Here is a 7,711-nt window from a genome sequence, read left to right on the forward strand (position 1 = left end):
CTGGGCGGGGATCGGCGGGCCCTGGCCGCTCGCGGAATTGCACAGCTGCGCCCAGGCCCGGGTGGTCGGTCTGCAACCGGAACCCAAGCCGCTGGTGGAGTTCCACCTCGGCGAGGCCGTCGCGCCGGGGGGGTACGCCTGGTGCTTCCCCCTGGGCGGCGGGCGGGCCAACGTCGGAGTCGCCGTTGACCCGTCGCGCGGGGGCGTCGAGGGCGCGAGGCTGCACCTGGAGCGGTTTCTCGCGCGGAGGATGCCGGAGGCCGGGGTGGTCGAATTCGCGGCCGGCTCCATCCCCGCGCCGTCGAAGCCGAAAAGGCTCGTCGCCGACGGTTTTCTGGTCGTGGGGGACGCGGCGGGCCACACCGAGCCGCTTTCCGGTGGCGGTATCGCCAACGCCCTCCAGGGGGCCGAGCTGGCGGCCGAGGTCCTGGCCGACGCCCTGGCCGCGGGCGATGTCTCGGCCGGACGGCTGGAGGAGTACCCGCGGCGCTGGGCGTCCACGGTGGGCCGCAGCCTGCGGCGCTACGCCAGGCTCCGCCGGCTGTACCTCCGACTGGAAGACCAGGATTTCAACGAGATCCTGCGTATCATGAACGACCAGCTGGAGCGATGGCGCGAGGGGAAGCGGACCTCGATGGTGGCTCTGCTCGCGGGCGTGGTGACCCGCTCGCCCCGCCTGCTGGCCAAGCTACGTTTTCTCTTGTGAATTTACGGGCGACCGGGTTTACAACTTTCGGCGTTGTCTGTAAAATAGCTACCCGATTGTGGTCACCGAAAACGCCGGGCTCGAGGTGGAGATGTTCCGACGAATTGCGCTCCTTTTCGTACTGCCGTGCACCGTCGCGGCCGGCGATCAGTTCATCCTCGCCCCCGGCGACCGGTTCGAGGTGTCCGTGTACGGCGAGGTGGCCTCGGAGCTCAACCCGACACCGCCCTTCTCTCGCGTCTACCAGGTGGACCCCGACGGCAACATCCAGGTCCACTTCCTCGGCAACATCTCCGTAGAGGGGAAGAGCCTGGACGAGGTCCGGCAACTCTTCAACGATCTCCTCTCCTCCTATCTGGTCAACCCCGACGTGACCGTGAATCTCAGGTTCGTCGTGCCGCGTTACGTCTACGTGCTGGGCTACGTCGTCGGGCAGGGCAGGCTCCCCGTCGACATCCGGGACACGGTTCTCGACTGCATCGCCCGCTGCGGCGGGGAGCTCTACGACGCGCGGCTCGACGCCGTCAAGGTCATCCGCGGCGGGCTCTCGAACCCCGAAATCATCAACGTGGACCTCACCGCCGTCATCCACGAGGGCGATTTCAGCCAGAACATCGCCGTCCAGACCGGGGACATCATCTACGTGCCGAAGACCGCCCTCTACGAGTGGAACGAGATACTCTCGCGCATCTTCCCGTCGCTGTCGCTGGTCGAACGGGGCCTTGAGGTGATGATAGATTACTCGACCGTCTACGAATGACGGGGCGGTTGGCGGCAGCCAGTAGACAAGGGGCTTAAGCCCCTTGCCCGAGCCCGGATCTCCACAACGGAGTAGCCAGACCCATGGGGGAAGAGCCCAAGGGCGACAATTTTCTCATCCGTTTCCTGGCCCTGGTATGGGCGAGGAAGTGGATAATCATTTTCTGCGGTCTTTTTACCGGGATCGTCACGCTGGTTCTGTGCTTCTTCTTCACGCCCATCTACTCCTCGGAGATGACGATCCTCCTCCCCGAGAAGACGCAGACGATGACCTCGCTTCTGTCCGCTTTCGGCGGGATGAGCATCGGCGGGCTGGTGCCCACGCCCGTGGACCTCGAGGCCGAGCTGTTGGCCTCGCGGTCGGTGCTGGAGGAGGTGGTCGTCGAGTACGGCCTTCTGCCCGATTACTCCGAGGTTCCCACAAACGACGATAAAACCCCCTACCTCTCCGATTTCAAGGCCAACGAGACGGCCGGCGGAAACGACTACACCTTTGAGTTCACCTCCGATGAGGGGGACTACATCATCTACACCGGAAAGGGGCGCTACATCGGCTCCGGCGCGAATTTCGACCGCTTCGAGGCCGAGGGGCTCTCCTTCGTCATGGCCTGCCACTCCCCCGAGAAGGGCGAGACCTTCACCGTGGCGATAAACACGCCGGAGGAGGCCGCCGTCAATCTGAGCGATATGATTGACGTCACGCCCTCCACCGGCGACACGATCGTCGTGACCGCCGAGAGCTACACGCCGGTGATGTCGCAGAACGTCGTCACCGCCATCGTCAACAAGTATATCGAGCGCACCGAAACCTACTACTCGGGCACCACGGGCCAGCTCCGCTCCTTTTTGGAGAACCAGGTCAACGAGGTCCGGGCCAAACTCGAGAGCGACTCCCGCAGCCTGGCCGCCTACAGCGTGGAACAGATGGTCTATGCACCCGAGGTCGAGGTGAGCACCCTCATCGGACAGATATCGGCCCTCGAGCAGCAGCGCCTCCTGGTCAAGGTCCAGCGCCAGGTGGCCGAGAGGCTGCTGGAAAGCGCCCAGACGTCGGGCACCACCATCTCGGCGGAATCCGCGGCCGCGGCGGCCCTGGGCGTCCCCGGAACCACGGCGACTTACGACGTCGCCACCTCCCAGCTCGAGACGTCCCTGCGCACGGCGGAGGTGGAGCTGCGGGACAAGAGGCTGCGCAACATGAACAAGCAGCTCGAGGAACTGCGCACCACGGAGCTGTCCCTCCAGCGGGAGATTGACGACATCAAGGGCTTTCTACGCGACCAGCCCCCGAAGTTCGTCGAGTACGCCCAGCTCAAGCTGGAGATCGCGGGGTACGGCGAGCTCTACAAGTACCTCGTGGCCCAGTACGAGCAGGCCCGTCTCGAGGAGCAGCGTACCCTGGCTAACCGCGACGTCCCGCGTATCGTCTCCGCGGCGAGTTACGACTCGAGGCCGGTGCGGCCGCGGAAGGTCATCTACACACTCATCGGCGGCTTGATCGGCGGCTTGATCGGCATCGGGATCGTCCTCGGCCGCAACTACCTGCAGCGCACCGCGTTCATGGACCGTCTGAAGGCGGAGGCGGCCGAACGGACGCCCCGGCGCAGGAAGAGGGGACGCCGGGGTCGCGGTGAGGATGCGTAGTGCGTGAGGGTCGCCCGCGGGGCGGCCTTTTTAACACCCACCCCGCCCACTTGGAGACCTCTGCCCTTTTTTAGATAGACTGGGGATAACCGATGGACAAGGCGGAAGATGACCTGACCCGGGCCCAGCTTTGGGCGCTCGAACTCTACCAGAGGCAACTTTTGCGGACAAACCGGCGCCTCCGGGAGCTGCCGGAGGAGGAGTCGTCGCTCCGGCGGCGGCTCGAGGAGACGGAAAGCCGCCTGGGCGTCCTCGAGGGTGAGCTCAAGGCGAAACAGCTCGAGCAGAAGCGCCTGGAGATGGAGGCGGACGGCGTCAAGGAGAGACGGACGCGCCATCAGCAGCAGCTCCTCACGGCCAAAGACAACCGGGAGTACAAGACCCTCCTGGAGGAGATCGCGATGGAGGAAGGGCGGCAGCGAGAGGCGGAGGACCGCGTTCTGGAACTGATGGAGGGTATCGAGGAGCTGTTCCCCCGGGTGCGGGAGGCCCGCGCCGAGAGGGAGCGCGCGGTGTCCGAGGTGCAAAGCGCCCTGGCGGCCGTCGCCGCCGATGGGGAAGACCTCAGGAAACGTCGGGCCAGGCTCGATGGGGAGCGGAAGGCCCTGGTCGAGCGTTTGAACACCGTCGGTCGGCGCATCTTCGACAAACTTTCCGCCCAGCCGCACGTCTGCGCCCTGGTGGACGGCGCCATCTGCGCCTCCTGCCGCATGGAGGTGCCTACCCAGGCGCAGAGCGAGATACGGGCCGGCGGTCTGAAGAGCTGCGAGTCCTGCTCCGTCGTCCTTTTCACCGAGGAGCAGGTCTCGGTGGCCCGGACCATGGCCCGAAACCTCGGGTTTATGCCCGAAGACGAACGAGGATAAACCGACGTGGAACCGGTCATAGTCGTTCACGGCGGCGCCTGGAACATCCCCCCGGAGCAGTGGCCGGCCCATCGCGAGGGCTGCCTGCGGGCCGCCCGGATCGGGTACGCCGAGCTCTCCCGCGGCGCCCGCGCCCTGGACGCCGTGGTGGCGGCGGTGTGCGCGCTGGAGGACGATCCGACCTTCGACGCAGGGGTAGGGTCGGTGCTGGGACGGGACGGCTACCCCGAGCTGGATTCGGGAATCATGGACGGGTCCTCTCTCCGCTTCGGCGGGGTGGTGGGCGTCCGCCGGTTCGCCAACCCCATCCGCATAGCCCGGGCCGTGCTCGAGAACGGGAAGCACTGCCTTCTGGCCGGCGAGGGGGCCGAGCTCTTCGCCCGGGAGCAGGGCTTCACGGAGTGCGACCCGGAGGCGCTCATCCTCGAACGCGAGCGGATCAACTGGAATCGTTACCGGTCCGAGGGGTTCGACCTCGCCGAGAAGTTCGAGCGACCGAGGGACACGGCGGGTGCGGTCCTCCTGGACTCGAGGGGCGACCTGGCGGTGGGTAACTCGACGGGCGGCGTCTCCTTCAAGCACCCGGGGAGAATCGGTGATTCGGCCCTGCCCGGCTGCGGTCTTTACGCCGACAACCGGTACGGCGCCTGCTGCTGCACCGGTTGGGGGGAGCAGATCATGCGCCTGGTCCTGGCCAAGGGGGCGGTGGACGACCTCGGCCGGGGGCTCGCGCCCGAGGAGGCCGCCCGCTCCGCCCTTGACAGGCTGAGCCGTTTCGAGCAGGGTCGAGGCGGCCTGATCGTCCTCGCCCCGGACGGCGGGATTGCGGCCCTCTTCAACACCCCCCGCATGGCCTGGGCCTCGATCGGACCCCGGGGCGAGCGGACGGCGGAATGACCTTGACGACCGACGCGGTCCCGAGACAAGGCGCTCGCGGCATCGAACGGCTGCTCCCCTGGCTCGCGGCGTCGGTCGCGCTGGTTCTCTACCTCTTCACCCTGGCCCCCGGGCTGGTCGCCGGCGACGCCGGAGAGTTGCAGACCGCCGTGGCGAGCCTCGGCGTAGCCCACCCCACCGGCTACCCCCTGTATCTCCAGACGGGCCTCCTCTTCCTCGCCCTGGGCGGGGCGTGGGGGCTCAACCTTTTCTCGGCGGTGGCCATGGCGCTGGCCGCGGGGCTGGCGGTGCGCCTGAGCCTCCGCCTGACCGGGTCCGCGGTCGCCGCGGTGTTCGTCGGCGTGCTGGTGATTTTCGGTCAGCAGGCCTGGTTCGAGGCGCTCTCCGCCGAGGTGTACACCCTCTCGCTCGCCCTCCAGCTCGTCTGCCTGAACCTGGCCCTCGAGCTGCGCGGCGCGGCGGGGTCCGCCGGAACGGCGAAGGGGGATTCGAAGCCGGACTCCCGCTTCTTCCCGCTCCTGGCCCTGGCCTACGGCCTGTCGCTGGCCCATCACCTGTCGGCTCTGTTCCTCCTGCCCGCCCTGTTGGTCCTCGTGCCGTGGCGGGACCTGGAGCCACGTTCGGGGGCCCTGGCGGCCGCCGCCTTCCTCCTCGGGCTCTCGGCCTATCTCTACCTGCCGCTCCGGGCGGCGTCCACCTCCGCGGTGAACTGGGGCGACCCGCGGACGCTGGGGGCGCTCCTGGAGCACCTGCGGGGCGGCGATTACGGGACGGCCTTTTTCGGCGGCACGGCGACCGGCTACCTGGCGCGCCTCGGCCGCCTAGCCCTGCTGTTGGTGATGGAACGGGGTTGGCTGATCCTGGTCCCCATCCTCCTCGGGCTGGTCTTCTGTTTCGTGGAGCGCCCGCGCTGGGCCGCGGCCCTCATCTCCTGGGTCGCGGTGGGACTCCTTCTGACCGCCGGGTATGCCAAGCCGGACGTGGACGCCTACCTTCTGGGACCGGCGGCGGCCCTGGCCCTTCTGGCCGGGCTCGGCCTCGCCCGGGCCCAGCGGCGGTTCAAGGACCGCTGGGTGGGCCGGTCCATGCCGCTCTTGCCCGTGGTCGTGGCCGGGGTTCTCTTCGCCTACCACGCGGGCCATTCACGCGCCGGGGACCGGTTGGCGGAGCGGTTCGCCGAGGACGCCCTCCGCGCCGCGCCCCCCGATTCCCAGCTCCTCGCCCGCACCGACGACCTCTTCGGCGCCCTGGCCCTGCGCGAAACCGCCGACCTCCGCCCCGACGTGGAGCCGCTCTTCCGCTTCCTCCGCCGGACGCAGGCGGAGTACGGGGACACGTTTCTTCCCCCCGCGCTCCGGGCGCACCGCCCGGTCGTCGGCCTCGTGCCCGAAGGGCTGCCGGACAGGGGGCTGCTGCCGACCGGCCTGGGGTACCGTTACCCCTCCGTCGTCGAAGGCTCGACGGTGAGCGCCCTCGAGTATCTGGAGCGGCGTCCGGGGGTTTACCCCGACGTCGCCTCGCGGGACCTGGCCCTCCAGTATCCGCTCTCCCGGCTGTCTCACGCGCTCCACGCCGGTTTCCCGGAGTGCGCCGCGGGTCAACTGGTTCTCGCCGACCTCACCGCCGGGAGTTACTGGCAGCCGCGGGCCAGGCTGGCCGAGACCCTCGACGCGCTGGGGCTGGGCCGTCTGGCCCTCGGGCACTACGAGGCCGCGGTCTCCCTCGCCGCCGACGACGCGGCGCTCCTGGCCAACGCCGGCGCCCTGGCGGCCGAGCTGGGCGACGACGGGCGGGCCGTGGAGTTCCTGACGAGGGCGCGGGAGCTCTCCGGTCCGTCGGCCCTGGCGGCCGGGGAGAACCTGGCCCTCTACTACGAGTCGAAAGGGTACCCGAGCGAGGCGGAGCGCGCCTGGCGATGGCTCGTGGAGCGGATGCCCGACGAGGCCGGGCTCCATTCCAACCTAGCCGCGAACCTCGTGCGCCAGGAGCGGATGGACGAGGCGGAAACCGTCTACCGCCGGGCCCTGGAGCTCGATCCCGCCTACCTCGATGCGCTGACCGGGCTGGCCGCCGTCCTTTTGGGCGAGGGTCGTCTCGACGAGGCCGAGGCGCCGCTCGCCGAGGCGCAGCGAATCGCCCCGGGGTCGGCGGTGGTCAGTTACGATCTGGGGCTCCTCCACCAGTCGAGGGGAGAGCTGGACCTTGCGGCGGCCCGCTTCGCCGATGCGTTCCGCGCCGATCCCTCCATGACCGGGGCGCTTTTGAACCAGGCCGTCTGCACCCACGAGGCCGGCCGCTACGCCGAGGCCGAAGGGCTGTACCACCGCTGCCTGGCCCTCATGCCCGACGAGCCGGAGGTTTACTTCCACTTCGCCGGGCTCGTCGAGCTCTCGCCGGTGGGGGCGGAGGACGCGGCGATTCTGTACCGGGAGTTTCTCCGCCTGGCCGGTCCCCGGACCCCGAGTGACGAGAAGGCGTTCGCCGAGTCGCGTCTGGCGCATTTTAATGAGACATCCCACAAATAAGAATATTTCTTGACATTCCCCAGGTGGGATGCTAGATTTGCTTTGTGCTTTCTGTCGGTTGCACCGGCAGGGCTAACGATATTGCGAACCAACTACATCCGGAGGAAAGTTATGAAGAAGCTCGTGCTATTGCTGCTTGTTGCTGTTGTGGCCTTTGCCGCCAACAGCGTGGTCACCTCCGGCATCCCGATCAACGCTCATCCTCAGCCCCCGACAGAGTATGAGTTCTACTGGGATGACGGGATCATGTCCAGCGGTTGGATCTGGTTCACCGGCGGCAACTACTGGGCCGTGCAGTTCGACGAAGTGAAGAC

7 protein-coding genes are annotated in these 7,711 nt (G+C 68.0%); all 7 read left to right on the forward strand.

The features are described from left to right. The coding region (locus NTW26_03180; GenBank protein MCX7021277.1) for an NAD(P)/FAD-dependent oxidoreductase at positions 1 to 706 on the forward strand (706 nt) is incomplete at its 5' end. Positions 707 to 797: 91 nt separating this feature from the next. Continuing rightward, complete coding sequence (locus tag NTW26_03185) at positions 798 to 1,466, forward strand: polysaccharide export protein (protein ID MCX7021278.1); 669 nt, start codon at positions 798 to 800, stop codon at positions 1,464 to 1,466. An 83-nt stretch (positions 1,467 to 1,549) separates the two neighbouring features. Continuing rightward, positions 1,550 to 3,109, forward strand: a complete 1,560-nt coding sequence (locus NTW26_03190) for a Wzz/FepE/Etk N-terminal domain-containing protein (GenBank protein MCX7021279.1) — start codon at positions 1,550 to 1,552, stop codon at positions 3,107 to 3,109. A gap of 92 nt (positions 3,110 to 3,201) precedes the next feature. After that, entirely contained in the window at positions 3,202 to 3,975 is a 774-nt protein-coding gene (locus NTW26_03195) for a hypothetical protein (GenBank protein ID MCX7021280.1), read from the forward strand. Between the two features lie 6 nt (positions 3,976 to 3,981). Continuing rightward, positions 3,982 to 4,872 carry an isoaspartyl peptidase/L-asparaginase gene (locus NTW26_03200; GenBank protein ID MCX7021281.1) on the forward strand — a complete coding sequence of 297 codons (891 nt, stop codon included), beginning with the start codon at positions 3,982 to 3,984 and terminating at the stop codon, positions 4,870 to 4,872. Further along, entirely contained in the window at positions 4,869 to 7,397 is a 2,529-nt protein-coding gene (locus NTW26_03205; protein ID MCX7021282.1) for a DUF2723 domain-containing protein, read from the forward strand. Before NTW26_03200 ends, NTW26_03205 begins: the two co-directional genes overlap by 4 nt. Positions 7,398 to 7,508: 111 nt before the next feature. After that, on the forward strand, positions 7,509 to 7,711 hold a 203-nt coding region (locus NTW26_03210), incomplete at its 3' end, for a hypothetical protein (GenBank protein ID MCX7021283.1).

This window comes from bacterium (assembly GCA_026398675.1).
In the GTDB taxonomy this organism is placed as follows: Bacteria; RBG-13-66-14; RBG-13-66-14; order RBG-13-66-14; family RBG-13-66-14; genus RBG-13-66-14.

Excerpts from the sequence above, each read along its gene's own strand:
- NTW26_03185 (MCX7021278.1), top strand. The coding sequence starts at position 798 with ATGTTCCGACGAATTGCGCTCCTTTTCGTACTGCCGTGCACCGTCGCG.
- NTW26_03190 (MCX7021279.1), top strand. The coding sequence starts at position 1,550 with ATGGGGGAAGAGCCCAAGGGCGACAATTTTCTCATCCGTTTCCTGGCC.
- NTW26_03195 (MCX7021280.1), top strand. The coding sequence starts at position 3,202 with ATGGACAAGGCGGAAGATGACCTGACCCGGGCCCAGCTTTGGGCGCTC.
- NTW26_03205 (MCX7021282.1), top strand. The coding sequence starts at position 4,869 with ATGACCTTGACGACCGACGCGGTCCCGAGACAAGGCGCTCGCGGCATC.